Here is a 23,260-nt window from a genome sequence, read left to right as displayed (position 1 = left end):
CCGCGAAGTCCAACGTGCTGCTGTCCAATGCGGTGATCTTCCATCACGCGCTCGGCACCGCCGAGATCGTGCGCCGGCCGTAAGGCCGAGGGGATGGACACCGCCCCGGAGAACCTGCACAGGTCTCGCCGTACCCGGCCGAGCACATCCGGCGCTGGCCGTCATCCACCATCCGGTGCAGGACGGCACCCGACAACCTTCACCGTAAGCACCGTTGCAGTACTCGGACGGCCGGAACGGTGGTCCGGACCGGATCCAGCACCACCGGGACGGGATCGCACCCCGCTGACCGGCACCCCTATCACCGGACGGCCCGGTGATAACGATCACGCGGAAACCGGGTGCCGCCTCCGTACGTCTGTCGGCAGGACGGGAGAACGCCACCCGCGTCCCTCCCGCACCGCACTGCACCGCTGTCCCTGTCGGCCGGCGGCCCGGCTCGCCCGGCGCCGCCCGCATCGAGGAGCACGACATGACGTCACAGCGAACCATCCTGGGGTGCGCCCTGGTCGCGGCGGCCGCCACCGCGACGCTGCTCACCTCTCCCGCGGCGACGGCCGCACCCGCCCAGGCCCCCGTGTCCGTGCCCGGGGCGTCCGCCGCCGCCCTCCCCGGGGACTTCGACGGCGACGGCCATCGCGACCTCGTGGTCGCCGCGCCCCTCGCCCAGGTGGGCCAGGCGGCGCGGGCGGGCGGCATCGCCGTGCTCTACGGCTCGCCGAACGGCCCCGTCACCGCACGGAAGCAGACGTTCCACCAGAACGCGCCCGGGATACCCGGGGAGGCCGAGCAGGACGACCGCTTCGGCGAGTCCCTGACCGTCGGTGACTTCGACCGGGACGGCTACAGCGATCTGGCCGTCGGCGCCCCCGGCGAGACCGGTCCCGTGGGCGGCCCCGAGGGCGTGGTCACGGTGATCTGGGGCGGTACCGGGGGGCTGGCGGACGCGGCGGTCGCGATCGCCGGCGACCATCCCGGTGCCGAGTCCGGGCGGACCCTGGTGAACGGGGACTTCGACGGCGACGGGGACGTGGATCTCGCGTTCAACGAGGAGGACTCGACCGTACGGGTGCTGTCCGGCCCGCTCCTGCGGGACGGCACACCCGCGGCGACCTACCGCCGGTGGGAGCTGGACCACCGGATCACCGATCTCGCCTCCGGCGACCTCAACGGTGACGGACGGGACGACCTCGTCGCCGCGCGGACACCGACGAGACCGGAGGAGGGCATCACCAAGCGCCACACGGTCCATCTGGCCGGCGGCCCCCAGGGCCTCTCCCACGACTTCGTGCATGTGCGCACGGCGGACGACGTCCAGCCCCAGCCGTTCGTCGAGGCCGACGAGGTGGCCGTCGGCGATGTCAACGGGGACGGGTACGACGACATCGTGGCGGCCCGGCCCCGGGAGGGCACGGGAATCCCCGACCCCGAGCCGCCCGCCGCCCTCGGCGGCGGCGTCACCTATGTCCCCGGCTCCGCCACGGGCCCCCGCGGCGCACTGGCCGTGCCGCTCCACCAGGACACCCCCGGAGTGCCCGGCGCGGCCGAGGCCGGGGACCGCTTCGGCAGCGGTATCGCCGTCGCGGACCTCGACGGGGACGGCTATGCGGACCTCGCCGCGGGCGTCCCGGGCGAGGACTTCGCCGGGGTCGCCGGGGCCGACCACGGTGCCGTGGCGATCCTGCGGGGCGGTGCCGGAGGGCCGACGGGCGCCGGGGCCGTGACACTCCACCAGAACACCCCGGGCGTCCCCGGCGCGGCCGAGGCCGGCGATGTCTTCGGGCAGGCCCTTCAGCCCGTCGACACCGACAGCGACGGAAAGCCCGAGCTGTACGCCGGGGCACCCGGCGAGAACACGAACGCCGGCGCGGTATGGGCCTTCGACGGCACCGCCGCCGGCCCGGTCGCGCCGGGCTCGGTCTCCTTCGGGCCGGGTGCCGTGGACATCGCCCCCGGCCCCGGGGAGTTCGGGGCCGCGTTCCGGGACTAGGTCGTGTCTTCGAAGTCCCGTCCGCCCGCGCCGCGGCAGCGCCTCCGCCACCCGGGGTGATCGTCCCAGGTGGCGAGGGGTGCGTGCCCTTCACCTCGAACGGGCTCTCGAGGGCGTCACTGGTGTTGTGCTATACAGGTGGCGAGGCCCCCGTGGGGCCTGCGGACGACGGATCAGTACCCGCTCAGCGACAAGACTGGCCATTTTGGAGGTCAGTTCTGTCATGGCGTGGTTCATTCTCGTCGTATCCGGAGTGCTGGAGGCCGTCTGGGCCACGGCACTGTCAGCATCCAAGAACTTCAAGCGCCCCATTCCGACCATCGTCTTCGCGGTTGCTCTCGCAGCGAGCATGACAGGTCTGGCGTTCGCCATGAAGAGCCTGCCGACGGGCACCGCGTACGCGGTCTGGGTCGGCATCGGGGCGGTACTCACCGCCGTCTGGGCCATGGCGACCGGGCAGGAGCGTGCCACCACCGCGCGGGTGCTCCTGCTGCTGGGTCTCGTCGGTTGTGTCGTCGGACTGAAGGCGGTCAGCTGATGCCCTGGGCCATTCTTCTCATCAGTGCCGTGTTCGAAGCCGTCTGGGCCACCGCCCTCGGTCTCTCCGACGGGCTGAGCAAAACGGTCCCCACCGTCGTTTTCTTCGTCGGGCTGGCCCTCAGCATGGCGGGCCTCGGCTACGCCATGATCCGCATTCCGATCAGCGTGGCCTACTCGGTCTGGATCGGCATCGGAGCGGCCCTGACGGTCCTCTACGCCATGCTCACCGGCGAGGAGCCCACCTCCGCCCTCAAGATCGTGTTCCTCAGCGGGATCATCCTGTGCGTCATCGGGCTGAAGTTCGTCAAAACCAAGCCGGGCCCCAAAGCCGATCAGCGACTGCCGGAGACACAGAGCCCGCAGTGACCCCGGCCTGGGCCAGACATCGGGCCGACTCTCACAGGTCGGCCCGACGGGCGTTCCGGCACGGAAGGAACACCCGCGACCTGCCGGTGGGGCGCGCCCCCTTTCGGGTCGGCGCGGCCCTCGCCGTGCCCGGGGCGGCGTGTGGCCGGCCGGCTATCGCGGCTGTGTCGCGATCTGGATCAGGTTGCCGCAGGTGTCGTCCAGGACGGCAGTGGTGACGGGTCCCATGTCCAGGGGCTCTTGGACGAAGCGGACGCCGAGGCCGCGCAGGCGTTCGTACTCCGCCTGTACGTCGTCTACGGCGAACTGGTGGATCGGGATGCCGTCGGCGGCCAGTGCGTCGCGGTAGGGCTTGACGGCAGGGTGGCCGGCGGGCTCCAGGAGGAGTTCGGTGCCGCCGGGCTCGGTGGGCGAGACGACGGTCAGCCACCGGTCCCGCCCGCCCAGCGGGACGTCGTGTTTCTTCACGAAGCCGAGGATCTCGGTGTAGAAGTGCAGGGCCTTGGCCTGGTCGTCGACGAAGACGCTGGTCAGACGAATCTTCATGGAGTGCTCTCCTCCGGTCCGGATGTGCGGGCGGGGGCCCTCGCTCGGCGATCTGCCGCAGCGGGGCCGTGTCGAGGCCGTGGAACCTGTAGCGGCCCTCCCGCCTGGTCCCGACGGGCCCGATCGGTCATCGAGGGCTCAGGCTCGTGGACCAGACTCGCTGAATCGCCCGGTAGTCGATCACGGCTATGTCCTCCCGCTGGAGAACCTCACGGGCCTGCGGCGATGTCAGGAACTCGTAGTCCGTCCGCCGCACGGCCCAGCCACCGTCGACGGCCCGCGACTCCTCGTCGCCCGGACCGGGATGCACCGCCCACTCATTGAGGCCGACAGGCAGGTCACGCAGCAGCTGGGCGTATCGGGCCGCCTTTCCTCCGAGGTCGAGGGAGAAGCTGTCCAGGAAGTCGTTGTCGGTGACCGGCAGCCCGCGTCTCCGCATCGCCCGGCGCCCGGGTTCGAGCCAGACCCGGACCGCCAGGCCGTACTCCGCCGCCAGTGCCACGGTCAGGTCGAGGATGTCGTCGCGGCCGCCGTCCGCCAGGCAATGGAAGTCCAGATGGGTCGGTGTGAGCCCAGCGTCGGCGACGGCATCGATCTGGGCGCGGAACTCGAGTTCGATCTCATCGGGCCGAGCCTGGCCGAGCAAGGCCGCCCGGCCGGCGGGTGTCGGCGAGAACAGCTCGCCCGCGGGGTCCAGCAGAGAGGGAACGCGCTCTCTGGCGATCAGAGGCCCCCACGGGATGTCGGGCATCTCGCGCACCATGGTGAGGTGGATCCCGAAGGGGATCCGCGGCCGTCGGCCGAGCAGTTTCATGGCCTGAGGCGCCCCAGGACACGGGACCATCAGGCTGCACGAGGTCGCGATGCCCTCTTCGATCGATTCGATCACCGCGGCGTTGATCGCTGGGTACATCCCGAAGTCATCGCAGTTGACGATCAGCAGCCGAGCGTCAGGGGGATACCCCAGTAACTCACTCGACCGCTCCGAAGACCCGACGGCCGCGGGAACACCGACTTCATCCATGCCCTCAGTGTGAGACCCGGCCCGGACCTCCGCGCGGCAATTTTTGCCGTCGCAGAGTGACAGTGCCGTCATTCCTCGTGAACATCACGGATCAGCGAGTTTCGTGTTCTCCGGTTCGGGGCGTGCGGTTGCGGGAGAATGCGGCGTGGTGGCCCGCCGGCCGGGGCAGTGGGGGAGTGGCGGGTGCTCAAGGCAGGGAGAGCCGCTGTGGCACGGTTGTGGAAGATTACGATCATCGTGGTGGCCGGGCTGGGGATCGTTTCCACGCCGCTGATCTGGCTGTGGGACGGCCCGGGGGCCGGGCAGTTGACCGGTGCTTCGGTCCAGGCCGCCGTGGCTGTGGCCGCTCTGGTCTGGGCCGTGCTTCAGCCGCCGTCCCCCGCCGGGCCCGCGGACACGGTCAGCCGGACCGGGACGGCCAGGGGCGGGGCTGTTACGGGTATCAGACGGCCGGGGGGCCTCGGGCGCGGTTCGGCCACCGTGGAGCGGTCCGGAGAGGCCAGCGGTCCGAACTCCGTTTCTGGCATCGACTACTCGGACTGAGCGCGACCGTGGTGGAGACACCGGGGCACATGAACGGCGGCGATGAGCCGGAGCCGTCGGTGACCGTGTCGGGGACCGGCGATGCCCGTGCCCGCGACGGTGAGACGGCTGTGACCGGATACCGTGGCCCGGCCCCGGGAACAGGGGGTGACGCCCCCGGTTCGGTGTATGTGTCAGGCACCGGTGACGCGATCGCCACCGGCGGGGGAACCGCCATCAGCGGCTACTACATCAACCATATGCAGGTCGAGGCGCTGACCGTGCGGCCCTGGGGCCCGGAGACGGACGGCCGGCGGCTCGACACATCACCGGACCTTTCCCGGTACCCGGCGCAGGCCGGGCCGGTGCCGGGCGCGGTCGCCGAGGCCGCGGCGTCGCTGGCCCGTGAAGTCCGGCGCCGCTGGCAGCGCGAGGAGAACCACCGCCGCGTCCACGACCCGTTTCCGCTGCCGGTGCGGTACCAGCCGGCCCCGCCCCACCTGATGGACCGGCCGGAGAACATCCAGCGCCTGCTGCCCGGAGCCGCGCCCCGTGATCTGGACCTGAACGGCGATCTGCGGGGTATCGCCGACATCTACCGGAAGGTCGCCTCGCGGAGGCTGGTCATCCTCGGCCGGGCCGGCTCGGGCAAGTCGGTCCTGGCGGTCAAGCTCGTCCTCGATCTCCTGACGGCCCCCGAATCGATGGTCCGTGTACCGGTGATCTTCAGTATCGGGTCCTGGGATCCGACTGCCACCACCGTGCGGGACCTTCTGGTCGACCGTCTGCTGCGGGACCACCCCCACCTGGCCCGCCGGAGTGGCGACGGAGCGACGCTGGCCGCGGCTCTCGTGGACGCCGAGCTGATTCTGCCGGTCCTGGACGGCTTCGACGAACTGGCCGAGGCCCTGCGCAGCCCGGCGCTGGACGCTCTCAACACCACTTCCCTCCCGCTGGTCCTCACCAGCCGGCGGGAGGAGTACGCCCGGGCGATCCGGGAAGGGCACACGCCTTTGGTGTGGGCGGCCTGTACCGAACTCGACGACCTCACCGTCGAAGACCTCGCGGCGTACCTTCCCCGGACCGACCGGCTCGCCGCCTCCGGCGTCCGCGGTGACGTGCGCGTATGGGACGCCTTCCTGGAGCGCCTGGGCGCGGGGGACACCCCTGTGGGCATCCGGATCGGGAGAGTCCTGGGAACCCCCCTGATGGTCTCCCTGGCGCGCACGATGTACGAGAAACCCGGGAAGAGCCCGCTGGAACTCTTCGACACCGCACGCTTTCCGACCGAGCGCCACATCGAGGAACATCTGCTGGCGGGCTTCGTCCCCACCCTCTACCGGCACCGCGTTCACGAGCGGACCGACACCGACCGCGGGCGACGCCACCGCAACCGCCACCGCAACCGCGACCCCGACCGTGCCCGGCGCTGGCTCGGCTACCTCGCCTCCAGCCTCGCCCACGACGGAGACGACGGAGACGACGGACACGACCGCCAGGATCTCGCCTGGTGGCGTCTGGGCGAATCCGTGCGACTGCCGACACGCATCGCGCATACCGCGCTGGCCTCCGCGCTCTGCATGGCCGCCGCCACCTGGCTCACGGGACTCTGCGGGTACGCTTTCGCGTTCCCCGCCCCCTTCACACCGGCGGCGGTATTGCTTCAGGGAACGCTGGCAGGGCTCCTCTCCGGGATCAGCTTCGGCCTCGCGCACTGCGTCCTGGCCCTGTCCGGCCGGTCGGCGGCCCCGCCGTCCCGCGTACAACTCGAACTGTCCGGCGCGGAACGCCGGGCCGGCCCCGGCAGGGCCCGCGGCATCCTCACCCGGGTGAGAGCCGCGCTGGTGGCAGGCTGGGTGCTCGGGATCGGGTACTCCTGGGCGGACATCCTCGTACGCGTACCGCTCGGGGTCTTCCCGGAGAGCGGACTCCTCAGAATCGTGACCGGGAACATGCTGCTCTTCGGGCTGGTCTTCAGCCTGACGGCCGGGCTGGCCTTCGGCCTCGTCGCCGCCCTGGAAGCACCGATGGACATCACGGCCGCGGCGACGCCGGTCCAACTGCTGTCCGCCAACCGCACCGCGGCGCTCCGGCAACTCCTGGTACTCATTCCCGCCGTCACTGTCGGATGCGGCCTCGTCGGCCACCTCGCGGTCCAGCTTCTCCCGCGGATCCTGCCGGTGAACATGATCTGGACACGGGAACTGACCGTCTATCTGGGAGCCATCGGCGGGCTGGGAGGCTCCACGGCCTACATCCTCGCGTTCACCGCCTGGGGGCAGTGGCTGACACTGGCCCGCGTCTGGCTGCCCCTGACACGCCGACTGCCCTGGGACACCGTCGCCTTCCTGAAAGACGCCTACCACCTCGGCGTCCTGCGCCACACCGGCGCCGTCTACCAATTCCGGCACTACCAGCTCCAGCGACACCTCACCCACACCTACCGCAACCCCGAACACTCCACGGCAGATCTTCCTCTCCGAGGAGACCAAGATCTGGGGTTACGGCATCGTTGACACGGCCGATTCCGGAGTGTCGGGCCAGGGCCGGGCCGCTGATCCGAAGGGCGGCGGCCGACGGACGGTCAACGGCACCATGTCGTGGTTGCGTCGGTGATACAGAACGGATGGGCGGTCGCTGCCGTATCCGTGCGCGGTGGATGCGCGGGCGGTCCATGGTGGGGAGGTCCGCGGGGACGGGAAGCCGTGCCGTGGACCTCCTCACCTTCCCCCCGTACGGAGGCTTCTTCTCGTGTCACCTATGACTGATCACCGCAGTGGGCGGCCCGGCCCGGTCGGGGTCGTGCGCCGTCGCGCCCTGGCCGTCTCCGCGGTGGCGCTGGCCGGGTTGCAGGCGAGCACCGGTGTTACCGCCGCGCAGGACGGTGGGCATTCCGCCAGGGCGGGGCTTCACTGGCAGCTCTGCTCGACCACGGCGGTGGAGTGGCCGATAAAGAACGACACCCGCACCGAGTGCGCCGAGCTGACCGTACCGATGGACTACGAGAAGCCCGAGGGCCGGAAGATCAAGATCGCGGTGAGCCGTGTCAGGGCCACACAGGGGAAGACGCGCGAGGCGCCCGTCGTGTCCGTTCTGGGCGGACCGGGGTTCTCCAACATCAGCGACTCGGCGTCGATGACACAACGCGGACTGGCCACGCTCAACACCGACCGTGATTTCATCGGGCTGGACCTCCGGGGATCCGGATACAGCGACCACGTCGCCTGCGAAGAGAAGCCGATGAACGAACCGGCCCCGACGGCACCGGAGAAGACGGTCAAGAAGGCTGTCTTCGACCAGCAGGCAGAGTTCAACAACCGCTGTGCCGCCATCGATCCGAAGTTTGTCCGGCAGATCACCCCGGAGAACGCGGCCCGCGACATCGACCGCCTGCGTGCCGCGCTCGGCGTGGAGAAGATCAGCTTCTACGGAGCCTCCTTCGGTACCGCCATCGGAATGGCCTACCACTCCCTGTTCGACCGCCGCACGGAACGCATGTGGCTGGACTCAGTGATGCCTCCGACGCGCCACTGGCCCACGATGGACGCCGAAACAGAGGCGGTCGGCGAAGGGAACACCGCGTCGCCGTTCATCACCTGGCTGGCACAGCGCGACGCCGAATACCGGTTTGGCACCGACGAGTCCACCGTCCGCCAACGGCTGGGAGATCTGCGCGGTGAGCTGGAGAGGAAGCCGCGCGCCGGCTCCGACGGGGTGCGCCTGGACGGGTACTGGGCGGTCGGGCAGTTCATCCGCTCCCAGGAGGAATGGGACGACGCGGCGAAGAACCTGGTCGCGGTGCGCGACGGCGGTACGCCTCCGGCACCCCGGGCAGCCAAAGACGCAGCCGCAGCCGAAGACGCGTCGACAACGGTACGTCCCCTTGGGCTGGGCAAACCGCGCAGCCGCTTCAACGTGCTCCAGTACAACGCGATGTTCTGCAACACCGCCCCCGCGAGCCGCGGTTTCGGGGACTTGTGGGCGGCCCGCGAGGCCCGCCGCAAGGCGGATCCCCTGACGGGAGGGACGGAGTTCAGCCCCTGGTGCGCGAAGTGGCCGCTGAACGCGCCGGCCGCCAAACCCGCGCGCGGCGACAGCGCGCTCCAGCTGTCCGGCCACCTCTACGAGGTTCCCACTCCCTATGTGTGGGCCGAACAGGCGAGGGATGCCACCGGAGCCACCCTCCTCACCATTCTGGACGACGGGCACGCCTCTCTGCCCGTCTCGCCCTGCGCCGAGAAGGCGATCACTTTCTTCCGCACCGGGCGGAAGGCCGAGGGCACCTGTGGCTGACGCCTGATGTCCAGGTCCGGTGGGCACCGTATGCCGGTGCCCACCCGGGCCGTCGGTGGGCTCCGGCCCTCAGAAGGAGAGCTTCCAGCTGTTGATCTGGTTGGGGCTCGAGTAGTAGTAGGAGGTGTCCTGGGCCGTCAGCGTCCAGGTGCCGTTGGCGGTTTCCGCCGAGGCGTCCACAACATAGGTGACGAGCCGGCCGAGGCCGTAGTTGCCCCGCAGGAAGTACCGGGTGCCGTCCGGTGCCACGAGGTGCAGCAACAGGTCGGCCTGCCATTCGGCATAGGGAGCGTCCACTGTCACCTTCAGCAGTGCGGGGGCCCTGCCGGGCACCCCGGTGACAGTGATCGAGGAGGAGACCTGCTCACCGAGACCGCCGGTCTCGGGGGCGTTCGGGACGGGGACGGCGGTGTTGTTCTCGAAGACGGGCCCCGGAGGCGTCGGGGGGTTCGGGTCGCCGGAGCGGGTGCCGACGTTGACCGCTCCCCACGCTTCCCTGACGTTGGTGTGTACGGCGGAGTTCGCCCCGAAGAGGTCCGCGGCGGCGGTGAGGGTGGCGGTGCGGGCGTCCGCGTAGGTGGAGTTGGAGGTCAGATAGCGGGTGAGCGCCCGGTACCAGATCCGTTCGGCGGCGGCACGGCCGATGGGGGTGACGGGGAGCCCGTCGATGGTGGGGCTGTCGTACGCCACCCCGTTGACGGTCTTCGCGCCGCTGCCCTCGGAGACCAGATAGAACCAGTGGCTGGCGGGACCGGCGGCGTTGGACCCGTCGAAGCTGCCGAGGCCGGCGTGCCAGTAGTTGGCGAGCCCGCCGACCCGGGCGGGCCGGTCCTGGGCGCGCAGCGGCCTGCCGTCCCCGTGGGGATCCACCTGTTCGCCGATCAGATAGTCGCCCCGGTCGACGGCTTTGTCGGCGGCGAACTCGACGGCCGTGGCGAAGATGTCGCTCGTGGCCTCGGCGAGTCCGAGGGCCTCGCCGTAGTAGACGAGCCGGGCGGTGTTGGAGGTGACGCCGTGCGCCATCTCGTGCGCCGTCAGGTCGAGTGAGGTGAAGGGCTTGACGGTGGCGGACCCCGCGCCGAAGGCGGCGCAGAAGCAGTCGTCCGACCATGAGGCGGTGCGGTCTCCGTCTCCTGCGACGATCCGGGTGGACGCGCCGTCGCCGTCGTCGCGGACGCCGTGGCGGCCGTGGGCTGCCTCGAAGTAGTCCCAGGTGGCCCGTGCGCCGTACGCGGCGTCGGCGGCGGCGGTCTGGGGATCCGCGGACGTGCCGTCGCCCCAGATGTTGTCGGCGTCCGTGAAGAGCGTGCCCTGAACGTAGGGGGACTGGCTGCGGTACGTCTTGTGGCTGCCGCGCTGGGTGTCCACCAGGCTGTAGCTGGAGCCATGGCGGGCGGACTCCAGCGGGACCACTCCGCTGTACAGGGTGTTTCCGGTGGCGTGCTTGACCGCGTCGTACTCGTACAGCTCCGCACCGGTGGTGGCGTTCGTGATCACATGGAGCTCGCTGGGCGCGCCGTCGGTCTGCCTGCCGGTGACCACGGACTCCCAGGCGAGCACGGGACGCCCTGACGCGGCCCAGACCACCGCCCGCGGCGCGCGGGAGGCCTTGGTCTCCTTCGTGCCCATCTCCTTCGCCCGGCTGAGCGCGGAGGCTTTCGCGGCCCGGGCGGTTCGTGAGGGGGTGGTGCCGGGGACCGTGATCCGGGCGCTCGTCGCCCTGTTCACGCCCTTCACCGTGCCTGTCGGCCCTGTGCGCACGACCAGGTCGCCCCCGAGGACGGGCAGTCCCGCGTAGGTGCGCTCATAGCGGGTGTGCAGCGTGCCGTCGGCGTCCTTGAGCACACTGCCGGGCACCAGCTCTTCCTTGGTTCCCAGTCCGAGTTCCCGAGCCGTCCGCGCGCGCCGGTCGACGGCGTCGGCGAGCAGCTCCGCCTTCTGGGCGGGGCTGAGGCGCGCGGGCAGCGCCCCGGGCCGAGGAGAGGCGCTCGGTACGACGGAGGTTCCGGCGGTCGCGGTGGAGGCTCCCGCGCTGACGGGCGGGAGGGCGACGGCGAGCAGCGCGGTGGCCGCCGCGAGCGCGCCGGCCGTTGACACCGTACGGGGTGATCGTCTCAAGATGACTCCTTCGACGGCGACCGCCGCGGTCGACGGCCGGAAGGTCCCGGCCGGGCGGGTGGGCCGGCCGGGGACGGTTCTGGAGTGCCGCTGTGCTGGGAAGGCTTCCTGGTACGGGGTGGAGCGCGCGGTGCGAGGTGACGCGTGCGGGGCTGAGCGAGTCGTGCGGTGCGCTGTGGGACAAGCGTGGCACTAGATCTGATCATCCGTCAGGGGGGTAGGCCGGTGTGGCCGTAACCCGTCCGTCGGCCCCACCCGTTCTGTCACCGTGTGGTTGAACTGTCCCCGGGCCGGCCGTTCATCACGACCTGTCCGAATAGCCGCCCGCGCCGTGGCGCACGGCGGCGGACTCGGGTGGTTTCTCCGCCGTGGGACGGGACATCACGGAAGTGTCGGGCACCTGCCTGTCCAGGGAAGAAGGAGGCTTTCGGGAGAATGGACGAGGCGACGCTCCAGAAGCTCTCCGGGGTCGCGCATGACTGGGCCCTCGAATGGGGAGACGGGAGTCCGCGGGATCTGTGCGTCGTATTGACGACCGGTGACGCCGGAATGCAAGCCGTGTACGGGCCGGGATTCGGATCCACGCCGAAGCCCAAGTACCTTCTCACCCTGCGTGGAGATTTTTCTTTCCTCGCGGAATCCGGCACTCCGCGGAACGGGGTCTGGGCCGCTCTTTTCATCTCGGTCGACTCAATGAACATCACCGGGTACACAGTGCGCCCCGCCGACGACATCCCGCCGTGCGACCTGGGGAAGCTGGGGCGAGTTCATACCCTCTAGCTTCCTGACTTCGATCCTCCGTCAGAGGGAACGTCCGCCTTCGGTGCCGGTGCCGAGCCGTCCGGACGGGCGACGTGGCCCGGGCCCGGGGTGGGCAGGCACTCGGCGAGCAGGTCGACGACATCGCGCCAGGCGCGCCGCGCGTGCTGTGGGTGGTGACCGACGCCGGGGACCACGGGGTGGTCGACCGGCGGGTGGTGGAAGGCGTGCAGGGCGCCGCCGTAGACCGTGAGCCGCCAGTCGACGCCAGCTGCCTGCATCTCGGCGGTGAACGCGTTCCGTTGGGCGGGCGGCATGATCGGGTCCTCCGACCCGACCCCGGCCCACACCGGGCAGCGAATGTGTGCCGCCTCGCCCGGCCGGCCCGTGGTGAGTGCGTTGACGGTCCCGATCGCGCGCAGGCCGACCCCGTCGCGCCCGAGTTCCAGCCCGACGGCGCCCCCGGTGCCGTAGCCGACGGCGGCGATCCGGTCGGGGTCGGTCCGCGGTTCGGCGCGCAGTACGTCGAGGGCGGCGTGGCCGATGCCCCGCATCCGGTCGGGGTCGGCGAGCAGGGGCAGGCAGCGGGCCAGCATCTCCTCGGGGTCGCTCAGATAGCGCCCGCCGTGAAGGTCGAAGGCCAGCACCGTGTACCCCAGCTCGGCGAGAGCGTCGGCCCGGCGGCGCTCGACGTCGCTGAGCCCCATGCCCTCCGGTCCGAGCAGCACGGCGGGCCGGCGGCCGGTGCCGGAGGGGAGCGCCAGGTGCCCGATCATTGTCAGGCCGTCGGCCGGGTACTCGACCGTGCGCGTCGAAATCGTCGTCATGGGAGTGGACTGTAGTGATGGTCGGGCCCGGTCCGGCCGCTGTTCTGCCACGGGCAGACAGCGTGCCCTCCTTCCGCGGCCGGCGCGCGATCTCCGCGATGTCCGGGCCCTCGTCCGTCTCGTGCGGGAGGCGTACGCCGTGCTCGCGGCCACGACGCCGTTGATCGTTCCCGTGAGGAACGGATCGCCCCGAACCGTTCCTCACTCGTTTCGTGGGGCGTCATACTCCGTCAACGGACCTCTCGCCCGGCGTGAGACACCAGCGTCGGGCTCCCATCACCCAACGGGGCGGTTTCCTCATGTATCGAACACGTACACGCCCGAGAGTGCTCATCGTCGGTGCCGGTCTGGGCGGCACCGCCACAGCGATCAGGTTGCTCCGCTTCGCGCGCGCACCGCTTGAGATCATTCTGCTCGAACGGCGATCCGAGTACCGGTCCGCCGGTGTCGCCTATCACCGTGACGGCAACCCCTGGGACCATGTGTTCAACATCCAGGCGGGTCGGATGTCGGTGTTCCGGGAGGATGTCAACGACTTCGTCCGCTGGGCCAACCGCGAGGCCGACCGCCGGGACTGGCCGACGCCCTGGGCCGAGCTGGAGTTCAGCGAACAGGGCCCGGCACCCCGCCGGATCTTCCAGGACTATCTGATCGACCGGCTGGCCGAGGCGAGACGGGAGGCGTGTTCCGGCGTCGTGCTCGTCGAGGCGGACGGCGAAGCGGTCGACATGGAAGTGCGCCGGCGGGGAGTCGAGGTGACGGTGCGTCATCCTTCCGCAGACGGCCCACAGGACGGCCCGGGCCCGGAGCCGACCGTGATCTCCGCCGAACACGTCGTTCTCGCGACCGGGCTCGAACTCAGGGAGCCGCCCTTCGCGGCCGAGGTGCTCACACACCCGTCCTTCGTGCGGCACCCGTACTCGGCCGACGGCGTCCGGAAGCTCGCGGCACTCCCGCCCGGGGCGACCGTGGCGATCGTCGGATCCGTGCTGAGCGCGTACGACTCGGCCGGCCTGCTGCTGCGCCAGGGGCACACCGGGCCGATCCGTCTGATCTCCAGGACCGGGACGCTGTTCCGGACGTACCCCGACGACCATGAGCACGGGGTGCTGCGACTGCCCTGCCCGAAAACGCTGCTGGAGCCCTACCGGAACCGGGAGGAATTCCTCGCCCGGGTGCGGGCCGAGTGGGAGACGGCGTGTGTGACGGTCGCCCGGGACCACCCCGAAGTCGACCCGGCGGTGGTCGCGGAGCGGGTGACCAAGGCGTGGGAGCCGCATCTTCCGCAGGCCGTCGAGCAGATACCCACCACGGAACTGCGCGCCCTCCTCGACGAGTTCAGCACCGCGATAGCCGCCCTCCGGGTCGGTGCCGTGGAGTACACGATGGAGATCATCGAGCGCGCGATGCGCCCGGCGGACGGGCCGGTGAAGCTGGTCGTCGGCAAGGTGGAGGAGGTCACGCCGGCGGAGTCCGGGCGGCTGGCCGTCTCGGTCGCCGCCCCGGGGAGCAGGCGCACCATCGAGGCCGACCTGGTGGTGTCCAACTTCGGCAGGGAGTGGGACTACAGCAAGGTCGGCCAGTCGCTCTGGGGAAGCCTCCTCGGGAGGGGGATCGCGGTACCCCATGAGCGCACCGGGCGCGGCCTGAAGGTCGACGAGCGGGGGACGCTGCTGAGCCGTGACGGCGAACCGACCGGCCCGATCTCCGCGCTCGGCGTGCTGAGAGAGGGTGACGAGATCGTGCGGAACGGCCGAACCGGCGCATTCTCGTTCAATCTCGCCGCCATCAAGAACCATTCCATCGTGGTCGCCGCGCGGGTGATCGAGCGGCTGGAAACGCCTGAGGACGATCTGGTTCACCTCGAAGCGCAATCCCTGGGCGAGGTGAGCAACATAGAGGAAGCGGAACGGGACCGATTCGGGGAGGCTGTGGTGCTAGAGGTGAGGAGGTTGGCCGCGTTCACTCGACATGAGCGGGAATTGCTCGATTCCCGGTTGGATGCCTGCATTCGTACCTTGGGCGGACTTCCGATCCTCCCGGTGGACACCCCCCGTCGCGAACGTCTGACGAGGGCTTTCGTCAACCGGGCCGCAGTCGAACGACTCATCGACGTCTCCGTGACTCCACGGCAGCTGCGTCGGCAATTGGGGATAGAGAACGCCGAACATATGGAGGATTAGTTGAACGGGCGACGGGTTCAGGGCTCTCTCTTGGCCGGCGGCGGACAGGGTGTTCTCCGGGGTATCTGCAACCGCACAAGAAGACCACTTGAGGGATCAATCCTCGTCGCCCCTTCTCTCGAAGCGGGACTGTACGAAGCGATCGTGGCAGCGAGCGCGGTCGTCTGTGGTTCGGGCGGAATGACCGGGCACATGCAGTCCATCTGCCGCGGCAGGGGCATACCCGTGCTCCGCGTCGACGAGGCCGATCTGGCCGACCTGGTCGGCGAGGTGACGCTGGACCTGGAGAGCCAGTCGGTCATCATCGGGGCCGCCAGGAGCACGGGTACACCCTCGCTGGACGATCTCGGCTCGGCCTGCGCGGTCATCGCGGACCTCCAGGACATCCACACGATCAACTCGTGCGGGCCGAACGCGAAGCGGGTCGACTCCTTCTTCATCCGGGAGGAGTTCCTCTGCCTGGCGGCGGGGCTGCGCCCGCTCGACTCGCTGAGCGGCGGCCCCGCGGAGATCACCGCGTATGGGAGGGCCGTCGCGGACCGGCTGTGCACCTTCGTCCGGGCCCTCCTGCCGGATCAGCGGCTGGTCCTGAGACTTCTCGACCTCCGCTCCGACCACGCCGCCGCCGTGACCGAGCAGGCCCCGGTGCCGGTCGAGCCGAATCCCGAGATGGGCCTGCACGGCGCACGCTGGCTGCTGGGGTCGGCAGCCTACCGGGACGCGTTGCACGCGGTGCTCGACTCCCTGCGCGAACGGCTCGGCGACGAAGCGGCCCGAGTGCACCTCTCGGCTCCGTTCCTCAACGACGAGAGGGAGTTCGCCAAGCTCAGGGCGCACCTCGGGTTACCGGCCGAGGTGTCCTTGTCCGCGTTCATCGAGACGCCCGCCGCGGTGCACGCCACCCCGGCGATCTGCGCCGCGGGCGCGAGCGAGCTGTTCATCGGCATGAAGGACATGGTGCAGTTCTATCTGGCGGCGGACCGGACCAACCACCTGGTGGCCGACGTCTACCAGACCCGGCACCCGGCCGTCATGGACGGAGCGCTGAGGGTGGTGGAGTCCGCGCGGGCCGCGGGCACCCCGGTGAGGGTGTTCGCGCTGGGCGCGGACCTCGCCCACTACCTGGAACGCCTGCCGGAACCGGACGGCTACATGATGTGCACCGCCGAACTCCGGCAGGTGCTCCTTCAGCCGGATCCCGGCCCGGCGGCCAATCTGGGCACAGTCCAACTGCGCACGCAGGAAGAAGGCATGACGCGTGGTCAGCTGCTGAAATGGTCCCTCGACCTGGACCACGGAGGTTCCCATGTTGGCTGACACCGCAGCGCCGAGCCGGATACGTACCGGTATCGGCATTCTCAACAGTCGACTTCACAGCATCGGGTTGAAAATCTTCGCCGTCATCGTGCTGGCCCACTGGGCGGAGCACCTCACCCAGGCGGTCCAGATATATGTGATGGGCTGGCCGGTGCCCGAGGCCAGAGGCGTCCTCGGAATCCCGTTCCCCTGGCTGGTCACCTCGGAGTGGATGCACTACGGCTACGCCCTGCTCATGCTGGTCGGCTTCCTCCTGCTGCGGCCGGGATTCACCGGGAAATCGCGCACCTGGTGGAATGTCACCCTCGGCATCCAGGTCTGGCACCACTTCGAGCATCTGCTGCTGCTCATCCAGGCACTCTCCGGCGCGTATCTGGCCGGCCGCGCCGTGCCCACGAGCCTTATCCAGCTGGTCGCGCCGCGGGTGGAACTGCATCTGTTCTACAACGCGCTCGTCACCATCCCCATGGTGATCGCCATGGTCCTGCACGCACGGGCGGACCGGGCGGACAACGCGGCGGCCCGTTGCGCCTGCGCGGTGGAGAGATGACCGGGAAGCGGACCCGATGACCGGGCGGCGGACCCGGCGGCCGTCGGGCTTCGTGTCCCTGGTGCTGCTGATCACGGCATGCGCGCTGCTGGCGGTCACACTGCCCAATCTGGGCAATGCGATACGCGCGGCGACGGCCGACGGCGCCCCGGGGACCTTCACCGCGAGGGGGCTGTCCTGCGTCAAGCACCCGGGGCACGAGACATGCGAGTGGAATGGCTCATTCCGATCCGTCGACGGCACTGTTCTGCGCGAGCCGGTCAAGATGTACGGGAGCGATCGCGGCTCGCTGGCGGCCGGCCAGCGGGTCGCGGCTCTCGACGTGGGCGCTCCGGGGCGGGTCTACCGCCCCGGGGGATCCCGTGAATGGATCTTCACCGGCCTGCTGATCCTCGGCGGAATCGGCATCCTCGTCCTGCTGGCCAGACGGCACCTGATGCCGCCGCCCGCTGCCCCGGGGGGCGGCCCGGCGACCGCCGGCCGTCCGGCGGCGGTCCCGCTGGGCAAGGCACCCTCCGGTCCGTCGTAGCGGCACCGGCACCAGCACCGGTTCCGGTGCTACCGCCGGGCGCCCAGTGCCGGGAGGACCGTCTCCGCCACTCGGTAGGCCTCCTCCAGCAGGGGGTTGCCCGACAGGATGAAGGTGTCGATGCCGAGGGACTCGTACTCCGCGAGGCGCTCCACGACCTGGGCGGTGGAGCCGACGACCGCCGTGCCGGGGCCGGGGCGGAACAGGCTCATGCCCGGCCAGATGTTGCGGTGTTCCTCCAGGTCGCGGGCGTGGGCGGGGATTCGGCCGCCGTGCCGGAACTGGCGCTGCCAGCCGACGCCGTCCTCGGTCGCCTTCACCCCGAGCTGCCGGGCGTAGGTCGCCTCGCTGGTGACCTTCAGCAGGTGGTCGGCGGCGGCCCAGGCGGCGTCCTCGGTGTCCCGGACGATGAGATGGACGCGCAGCCCGATCCGGAGGGACCGCCCGTGCGCGGCGGCCCGTTCGCGCACGCGGTCGAGTTTCTCCTTCAGCAGATGCGGCGGCTCGGCCCAGGTGAGGTAGACGTCCACGTGCTCTGCGGCCATCTCGATCCCGGCGGGGGAGGAGCCGCCGAACCACAGGGGGATGTGCGGTTCCTGGACGGGGGTGAGTTCACGGAGTCCCGCGCCCGCGTCCCGCAGGTCGTAGTAGCGGCCCTTGTGGTCGAACACCTCGCCCGCGGTCAGCCGTTTCACGATCGACCAGTACTCGGCGCTCAGCGCGTACCGCTCGTCGTGCTCCACGTGCAGGCCGTACTCCCGCAGGGACGCGGTGGAGCCGTTGACGACGTTGAACCGCAGCCGTCCGCCGAACAGGGTGTCGAAGGTCAGAGCCATCTTCGCGAGCAGGGTCGGTGCGATCAGTCCGGGGTGGACGGCCAGCAGCGGTTTGAACCCGGGACCGGTCGACGCGGCGAGGGCGCTGCCCAGTGGCCATACGTCGTGCAGGTCCGTGGCGAGCAGCGCGCCGCTGTACCCGAGCCGCTCCACGGCCCCCGCGAGCTGCTGGAGGTAGCCGAGGTCCACGGGGCGGCGGCCCTCGGGCTCCCAGGGGTAGGGGCCTTCGCGGGGGATGATGTACCAGAGGAATTCGGAGGTCATCGATCAGCCCGCCGTACGCGCGACGGCGTGGGCGGCGGTGACCGCGCGGGGCAGGAATCCGGCGCGGTGCAGGATGTCGGCGGCCTCCTGCTGCTCGGCGAGGAACGCCCCGGTGACCGGTTCGATCCGCCGGGGCAGGGTGGCGAGGGCCCTCTCCCAGTCGTCGACGGAGCCCCCGAGGTCGCCGGCGGCGATCCGGGCCGCTTCGCGGGGGTGGGCGGCGGCCCAGTCGTCGGCCTGCTGGAGGGCGGTGACCAGGGCGGCGACGATCTCGGGGCGCCGCTCGGCGAAGTCGCGGCGGGCGAAGAACACGGAGCGGTCCGCGATGACGTCGCCGGAGCGCAGCAGGACGCGGGCGTCACCGGTCCGCAGGGCGGCGGCGAGCTCCGCGCCCTGGGTGACCCAGCCGGTGATCGTGCCGTCCGCGAGGAGCCGGGCGCTGTCAGGTCCGGCGGCGGCGGGGGTGATGTCGGCGCCGTAGGAGAGTCCGGCCGAGTGGAGTGCCTTGGCGAGCAGATGGGTCTGCCAGGACCCGATGCCGAGATGGACGGTGCCGCCCTTGAGGCCGGCGATGTCGTGGACCGGTCCGTCCGCGGCGACGAGCAGCGCGCCGTGGCCGGGGCGGGGCGCGGAGACGGCGGTGTAGACGATGTCGTGACCGTCGGCCTGTGCGCTGATCGGCGGGGTGGAGCCGGTGCCGCCGAAGTCGAACACCCCCTCGCTCAGCAGGGCGCCGGTGCTGACCCCGTCGGTGTAGTGGTGGAAGGCGACGGTCTCGCCGAGGGGCGCGAGGGCCCGCTGCGCGTGGTCGAGCCGGGAGAGCTGGGTCAGGGTCGGGTTGTTGGGGTGGACGCCGATGGTGACGGTCATGGCAGGGTCGCTCCAGTGGGTGCGGGTGCGGACACAGGGGTGGACGAGGGTGCTTCGGGGGACACCGGGCCCCGGCGGGTCTCCTGGTGCACACCGAGGTCGCCGAGGAGACGGCGGCGCAGTGCCGCGAAGGCGGGGTGCGCGGGGTCGCGGGGATGGTCGATGCCGACCGGCGCGTCGGTGACGAGACGCCCGTCGCGCAGCACCGCGACCCGGTCCGCGAGCCGGACGGCCTCGTCGACGTCATGGGTGACCAGCAGTACGGCGGGCCGGTGGCGGCGGCACAGCTCCCCCACGAGGTCCTGCATCCGCAGCCGGGTCAGCGCGTCGAGCGCGGCGAACGGCTCGTCCAGCAGCAGGAGTTCGGGCCGGCGCACCAGGGCGCGGGCGAGGGCGACCCGCTGTGCCTCCCCGCCGGAGAGGGTGCCGGGCCAGGCGTCGGCGTGCGAGTCGAGTCCGACCTCGCGCAGTGCCCGCAGCCCGGTCTCCCGGGTGGCGGCACCGCGCGGCATGGCGACGACGGTGTTGGCGAGGACCTTCTTGGACGGGACGAGCCGGGGTTCCTGGAAGACGATGGTGCGGACCTCGGGCACCAGGACCTCGCCGCCGTCGGAGCGGTCGAGCGCGCCGAGGATACGGAGGAGAGTGGTCTTGCCGCTGCCGCTGGCACCGAGCAGGGCGACGAACTCCCCCCGCGCGATGGTCAGATCGAGCCCGTCGAGAACGGCACGCTCGCCGAAGACCCGGCGCAGTCCGCGTACCTGTACGGCGGTGTCGGTCATCGGACCGCCCCCAGCCCGCGCCACGGCATCAGGAACCGTTCCAGGAGCCGGACGATGCCGTCGGCGGTGAGTCCGAGCAGGGCGTACACGAGGATGCACACCGCGAGGACGTCGGTCCGGGCGTAGGCCTGCGCCTGGGACATCAGATAGCCGATGCCCGCGGTGGCGTTGATCTCCTCGGCGGCGACCAGCGCGATCACGCTCAGGGTCATGGACAGCCGCAGTCCGGACAGGAGCGACGGCAGCGCGCCGGGCAGCACGACCTCGCGGACGAGGGCGAGCCTGCTCATCCCGAAGGACCGCATCGCCTCCAGGAGTTTGCGGTCGGCGCCCCGCACCCCGCCGGCGGTGCTGACGTACATGGGGAACGTCGTCGCGAACGCGATCAGCAGGATCTTCGCCGTCTCGGTGATCCCGAACCAGACCATGAACAGGGGGACCAGGGCGAGGAAGGGGATGGTGCGCATCGCCTGGAGGGAGGAGTCGAAGAGTTCGTCCCCGGAGCTGCTGAAGCCGGTGACGACTCCGAGGACGACGCCCGCGACCAGCCCCAGCAGCAGCCCGGTGCCGGAGCGGGTGAGCGAGGCGGCGAGGGCGTCGGGCAGTTCGCCGCTGCCCCACAGTTCGCCGACCGCGCGGACGACGTCGGGGGGACCGGCGAGGATGTCGGGGGTGAGCAGCCCGGTGGCGGACGCGGTCCACCAGGCCCCGATCAGCAGGAGCGGGCCCAGTGTCCGTACGGTGAGGGAGACGGCCCTCGGCCGGTCGCCGGGCGGATCGGGCAGCGGGGTGACGAGTCTTCCGGCCGGCCGGGTCTCGGTGCTCATCCCAGGGCCTCGGCGTCGAGCACGTGGGGCTTGATGTCGACCGGCTGCCTGAGCACCTTCTGGTCGAGGTAGAAGTCGGCCACGGACTCGAAGCGCCTGATGTCCTCGGCCGTGATCGGCCCGACGGTGCCGCCCTCGCGCAGGATGCGGAGCTGAAGCTCCCTGGCCGTGCCCGTGACGGCGGTCGGGCCCCGGTCGGTGAAGACGTTGACGTACTTCTCCGGGGCCGCCTTCTGCGCCGCGCTGCCGGTGCGGAGGTAGTCGTAGAGGGCCTTCACCACCTTGGGGTGCTTCTCGGCGAAGCCGGTGCGCACGGCGTGGAAGCTGTAGTTGTCCGAGCCGAGGGCGGCTCCGTCGGCGACGAAGCGGGAGTCGCCGCTGCCGAGTTCGGCCACGGAGTAGGCGGCCCAGGAGGCCCAGGCGTCCACCTGCCCGGTCTTGTAGACGGAGGCGGTCTGGTCGGGACGCAGATAGACGCGCTCCACCTCGCCGGCCGGGACGCCGTGCCGGGCCAGCGCCTTGAGGAGGAGGTACTCGCCGGTGCCGCCCCGGTTGACGGCGACCTTGCGCCCGGCGAGGTCCTTGACGGTGCTGATCCCGGAGTCCTTCCGGACGAGGATGCCCTCCCCGGCGCCGTCCGGGGCGACCGCGCCGAAGAGCTTGAACCCGGGTTTCTGGGTGAGGGCGGTGACTCCGGAGGTGATGGACCCGGTGGCGATGTCCAGCTGTCCGGCGTTGAGCGCCTGGGCCGCGGGGGCGAACGGTCCCGCGCTGCCGGTCCACTCGACGCGGGCCCCGGCCCCGGCGAGTGCCTCGGCGAGACTGCCGTCCTTCTTGCCGAGGGCGAGGACGCCGGAGTTCTTCGGGTCGGGGATGCGGACGACGACGGTCTCCTCGCCTCCCGCCGTCTTCCCCCCGGCGGTGCCGCAGGCGGTGAGAGGGAGAAGGACGGCGGTGACGGCGGCGAGGGCTGCGGCGGTGCGCACGGCCCGGCGGCGGGTCAGGGGATTCACTGGCGGTCCTCGGCGGTGTTGGTGTCGGTGGTGGTGACGACGGTGGCGGGGCGGGCGGCGAGCCCGGCCGCCCGCCGGAGGGGTTCGGGGGCGGCCCACTCCCGTACGTCGACGGGGGCGGCGAGGAACCCGTGGGCCCGCAGGGCGTGCTCCTGCTCGGCGAGCAGGTCGAGGCGTTCGTCGGACAGGTCGATCCGCAGATCCCGGTGTCCGCGCGCCCGATAGGCGCCGGCCACGCCCGCGGCACCCGCGCCGGTCTCCCGGCTCAGCACCCGGGCGAGCTCGTCGGGGTGGCCGGCGGCCCAGCCCGCCGCCCTGACGAGGACCGCGAGAAAACGGGCGACCAGCTCGGGACGGTCCTCCAGCAGGCTCTCGCGGACGGTGATCGGACGGGGGGTGCCGTTGTTGACCCGGCTGCGCCGGTCGGGGTGGTCGTCGAGCTCGACGGCGATCCGCGCGCCGTGGCGGGCGGCGGCCTCGACGGCGGTGGCCCCCTTGGCGTACACCGCGTCGACCGTCCCGGCGCGCAGGGCGTCCAGTTCCGCCGACCACTGCTCGGCATGGGCATCGGCGGGTACGTCGACGAGGACGGCGTCGTCGAGGGTCAGTCCGGCGGTGGACAGCGCGCCCTCGAAGCCGCGCAGGGCCATCGCCCGCCAGAAGTCGATCGGCAGCGGATGCCGGGGGACGGCGAGCCGCCTGCCCTTCAGATCCCCGGCCTCCTGGACGGGGGAGTCGGCCGCGACGAGCACCACTTGGCGTTCCTCGATCCAGGTGAGGCCGATGAGCCGGGTGGGCTCACCGCGCGACCGGGTCCACAGGGCGGGGACATTGCCGCCTTCGCGGAACAGGCCGTCCAGCGCGTGGGTGTAGTGGTGGTCGCGTGCGGTGGTCGCGGGTGCGTTCTGGAGTGAGGCGACGGTGATCCCGTCGCGGGCGAACTCGTCGGCCAGCCAGCCGAGATCGGCGGCGATCCCGGTGGCGGTGGGCACGGGGCAGCGGGTGAACCACAGGGTGGCGGGCAGTGCGGAGTGCGTCATGGGCCCTTCTCGGCCGGAGAGACGGCGGTGCCCGGCGCGGTGTGCCGGGGAATGCGCGGTAGGT

The 23,260-nt window shown here is 71.1% G+C and carries 21 protein-coding genes and 1 riboswitch; of the genes, 11 read left to right on the top strand and 10 right to left on the bottom strand.

Annotated elements, in window-relative coordinates:
* Window positions 1-472 precede the first annotated feature (472 nt).
* From ABD371_RS16510 to ABD371_RS16500, 3 genes are all read left to right on the top strand, one after another.
* Entirely contained in the window at window positions 473-1,990 is a 1,518-nt protein-coding gene (locus ABD371_RS16510) for an FG-GAP and VCBS repeat-containing protein (RefSeq protein ID WP_344477516.1), read from the top strand.
* A gap of 141 nt (window positions 1,991-2,131) precedes the next feature.
* Window positions 2,132-2,195: riboswitch (guanidine-III (ykkC-III) riboswitch) on the top strand.
* 18 nt (window positions 2,196-2,213) lie between these two features.
* Entirely contained in the window at window positions 2,214-2,528 is a 315-nt protein-coding gene (locus tag ABD371_RS16505; RefSeq protein WP_344477514.1) for a DMT family transporter, read from the top strand.
* A complete protein-coding gene (locus ABD371_RS16500) occupies window positions 2,528-2,896 on the top strand; it encodes a DMT family transporter (RefSeq protein WP_344477511.1) in 369 nt (122 codons plus the stop codon). Before ABD371_RS16505 ends, ABD371_RS16500 begins: the two co-directional genes overlap by 1 nt.
* A gap of 153 nt (window positions 2,897-3,049) precedes the next feature.
* Here ABD371_RS16500 and ABD371_RS16495 read toward each other — a convergent pair whose 3' ends face one another.
* Together ABD371_RS16495 and ABD371_RS16490 are read right to left on the bottom strand one after the other, a co-directional pair.
* The gene (locus ABD371_RS16495; RefSeq protein ID WP_344477509.1) at window positions 3,050-3,442 is read right to left on the bottom strand and encodes a VOC family protein; all 393 of its coding nucleotides are present in this window, start codon (window positions 3,440-3,442) and stop codon (window positions 3,050-3,052) included.
* 127 nt (window positions 3,443-3,569) lie between these two features.
* Complete coding sequence (locus ABD371_RS16490) at window positions 3,570-4,466, bottom strand: polysaccharide deacetylase family protein (protein ID WP_344477507.1); 897 nt, start codon at window positions 4,464-4,466, stop codon at window positions 3,570-3,572.
* 207 nt (window positions 4,467-4,673) lie between these two features.
* On the opposite strand from ABD371_RS16490, the gene ABD371_RS16485 reads away from it, so the two are divergent.
* From ABD371_RS16485 to ABD371_RS16475, 3 genes are all read left to right on the top strand, one after another.
* The gene (locus ABD371_RS16485) at window positions 4,674-5,009 is read left to right on the top strand and encodes a hypothetical protein (RefSeq protein WP_344477505.1); all 336 of its coding nucleotides are present in this window, start codon (window positions 4,674-4,676) and stop codon (window positions 5,007-5,009) included.
* A 170-nt stretch (window positions 5,010-5,179) separates the two neighbouring features.
* Complete coding sequence (locus tag ABD371_RS16480) at window positions 5,180-7,504, top strand: NACHT domain-containing protein (protein WP_344477503.1); 2,325 nt, start codon at window positions 5,180-5,182, stop codon at window positions 7,502-7,504.
* 244 nt (window positions 7,505-7,748) lie between these two features.
* A complete protein-coding gene (locus ABD371_RS16475; RefSeq protein WP_344477501.1) occupies window positions 7,749-9,281 on the top strand; it encodes an alpha/beta fold hydrolase in 1,533 nt (510 codons plus the stop codon).
* Between the two features lie 69 nt (window positions 9,282-9,350).
* Here the strand turns inward: ABD371_RS16475 and ABD371_RS16470 are convergent, their stop codons facing one another.
* Window positions 9,351-11,399, bottom strand: coding sequence for a M4 family metallopeptidase (locus tag ABD371_RS16470; protein ID WP_344477499.1), 2,049 nt, complete (start codon window positions 11,397-11,399; stop codon window positions 9,351-9,353).
* 435 nt (window positions 11,400-11,834) lie between these two features.
* Here ABD371_RS16470 and ABD371_RS16465 point away from each other — a divergent pair, with 435 nt between their 5' ends.
* Window positions 11,835-12,179 carry a hypothetical protein gene (locus tag ABD371_RS16465; RefSeq protein ID WP_344477497.1) on the top strand — a complete coding sequence of 115 codons (345 nt, stop codon included), beginning with the start codon at window positions 11,835-11,837 and terminating at the stop codon, window positions 12,177-12,179.
* Here the strand turns inward: ABD371_RS16465 and ABD371_RS16460 are convergent.
* Window positions 12,176-12,985: a dienelactone hydrolase family protein gene (locus ABD371_RS16460; protein ID WP_344477495.1), complete on the bottom strand. Its 810-nt coding sequence runs from the start codon at window positions 12,983-12,985 to the stop codon at window positions 12,176-12,178. The two genes, ABD371_RS16465 and ABD371_RS16460, sit on opposite strands and share 4 nt — an antisense overlap.
* A 299-nt stretch (window positions 12,986-13,284) precedes the next feature.
* On the opposite strand from ABD371_RS16460, the gene ABD371_RS16455 reads away from it, so the two are divergent.
* From ABD371_RS16455 to ABD371_RS16440, 4 genes are all read left to right on the top strand, one after another.
* Entirely contained in the window at window positions 13,285-15,168 is a 1,884-nt protein-coding gene (locus tag ABD371_RS16455) for an FAD/NAD(P)-binding protein (protein ID WP_344477493.1), read from the top strand.
* Window positions 15,169-16,485: a putative PEP-binding protein gene (locus ABD371_RS16450; protein ID WP_344477490.1), complete on the top strand. Its 1,317-nt coding sequence runs from the start codon at window positions 15,169-15,171 to the stop codon at window positions 16,483-16,485.
* A gap of 67 nt (window positions 16,486-16,552) precedes the next feature.
* The gene (locus ABD371_RS16445; RefSeq protein ID WP_344477488.1) at window positions 16,553-17,035 is read left to right on the top strand and encodes a hypothetical protein; all 483 of its coding nucleotides are present in this window, start codon (window positions 16,553-16,555) and stop codon (window positions 17,033-17,035) included.
* 16 nt (window positions 17,036-17,051) lie between these two features.
* Complete coding sequence (locus ABD371_RS16440; protein WP_344477486.1) at window positions 17,052-17,564, top strand: hypothetical protein; 513 nt, start codon at window positions 17,052-17,054, stop codon at window positions 17,562-17,564.
* A gap of 29 nt (window positions 17,565-17,593) precedes the next feature.
* Here the strand turns inward: ABD371_RS16440 and ABD371_RS16435 are convergent, their stop codons facing one another.
* The 6 genes from ABD371_RS16435 to ABD371_RS16410 are packed head-to-tail and all read right to left on the bottom strand — an operon-like array spanning window position 17,594 to window position 23,196.
* Window positions 17,594-18,664 carry an LLM class flavin-dependent oxidoreductase gene (locus ABD371_RS16435; RefSeq protein ID WP_344477484.1) on the bottom strand — a complete coding sequence of 357 codons (1,071 nt, stop codon included), beginning with the start codon at window positions 18,662-18,664 and terminating at the stop codon, window positions 17,594-17,596.
* 3 nt (window positions 18,665-18,667) lie between these two features.
* Window positions 18,668-19,534: an ABC transporter substrate-binding protein gene (locus ABD371_RS16430; RefSeq protein WP_344477481.1), complete on the bottom strand. Its 867-nt coding sequence runs from the start codon at window positions 19,532-19,534 to the stop codon at window positions 18,668-18,670.
* The gene (locus ABD371_RS16425) at window positions 19,531-20,316 is read right to left on the bottom strand and encodes an ABC transporter ATP-binding protein (RefSeq protein WP_344477478.1); all 786 of its coding nucleotides are present in this window, start codon (window positions 20,314-20,316) and stop codon (window positions 19,531-19,533) included. The genes ABD371_RS16430 and ABD371_RS16425 overlap by 4 nt, the downstream gene beginning before the upstream one ends.
* The gene (locus ABD371_RS16420) at window positions 20,313-21,143 is read right to left on the bottom strand and encodes an ABC transporter permease (protein ID WP_344477476.1); all 831 of its coding nucleotides are present in this window, start codon (window positions 21,141-21,143) and stop codon (window positions 20,313-20,315) included. Before ABD371_RS16420 ends, ABD371_RS16425 begins: the two co-directional genes overlap by 4 nt.
* Entirely contained in the window at window positions 21,140-22,156 is a 1,017-nt protein-coding gene (locus ABD371_RS16415) for an NrtA/SsuA/CpmA family ABC transporter substrate-binding protein (RefSeq protein ID WP_381733839.1), read from the bottom strand. The genes ABD371_RS16420 and ABD371_RS16415 overlap by 4 nt, the downstream gene beginning before the upstream one ends.
* Window positions 22,153-23,196: an ABC transporter substrate-binding protein gene (locus ABD371_RS16410; RefSeq protein WP_344477474.1), complete on the bottom strand. Its 1,044-nt coding sequence runs from the start codon at window positions 23,194-23,196 to the stop codon at window positions 22,153-22,155. The genes ABD371_RS16415 and ABD371_RS16410 overlap by 4 nt, the downstream gene beginning before the upstream one ends.
* Window positions 23,197-23,260: the final 64 nt, after the last annotated feature.

The sequence above is a fragment of the Streptomyces amakusaensis genome (assembly GCF_039532665.1).
Taxonomy (GTDB): Bacteria; Actinomycetota; Actinomycetes; order Streptomycetales; family Streptomycetaceae; genus Streptomyces; species Streptomyces amakusaensis.
Note: the sequence above shows the minus strand (reverse complement) of the source record. Positions and strands in the feature narration are given on the sequence as shown.